At 46.6% G+C, this 706-nt stretch carries 1 protein-coding gene; it reads right to left on the reverse strand.

The annotated features are described in order from the left end of the window. Nucleotides 1-445, reverse strand: a 445-nt coding sequence (locus PGX78_RS01045; protein WP_270444954.1) for an AbgT family transporter, incomplete at its 3' end; no start/stop codon positions are given. Between the last annotated feature and the right edge of the window lie 261 nt (nucleotides 446-706).

The following is a 706-nucleotide window of genomic DNA, read 5'->3' on the forward strand; positions in this document are numbered from 1 at the left end:
AGCCGCTATCGGGAGCTAAATGACTGAGCATACCGACGACGATGACAATAGGTGTTAAGAGAAACTTCGGTGTTACGGCCAAAAGCTTTTTCAGGCCCGTGGCAATAAAGCCCGACCCCTGTGCGACGCCGATACCCAAGGTCGCCACAATAACCATGGCCAAGGGCGGGAAGCCTGCAAAGTTGCTGACCATCTTAGTCAACAGGGTCGCCAGCGATTCGGGGGCCAGCATATTGGTAATTGTAATTTCTTTACCTGTTGTGGGATGAATGTATCCGAAATGAATTTGTGAGAATAAAGCCGATACGACACAGGTAATAACAAAGGCTGCAATAAACAGCATGGTAATGTCGGGAATACGGTTACCGATGCGCTCAATGGCACCGAGTATACCGCCTGTCCCCTGCACTTGTACGGTGCTGTCGTTCGAGTTTTCTTGCGACATAACAGGTCCTCCTCTGTATAAAAACAAATGTGCACTCAAGTCAGTGCTTCTTTTATAGTAGTAGTCACGTATTTTCATGTCAATGTACTTTTATGAATATGCATATATTCCTGATACCTATACCATTACGACAACGTTGAGGTACCCCTTTTCATCTTGATATACACCCTCATTCATGGTAAACTATTTTAGTACGACATATATGCGCCTATAGCTCAGGGGATAGAGCACCGGTCTCCGGAACCGGGTGCGCAGGTTCGA

The sequence above is a fragment of the Megasphaera sp. AF13-6AC genome (assembly GCF_027685385.1).
Classification (GTDB): domain Bacteria; phylum Bacillota; class Negativicutes; order Veillonellales; family Megasphaeraceae; genus Megasphaera; species Megasphaera micronuciformis.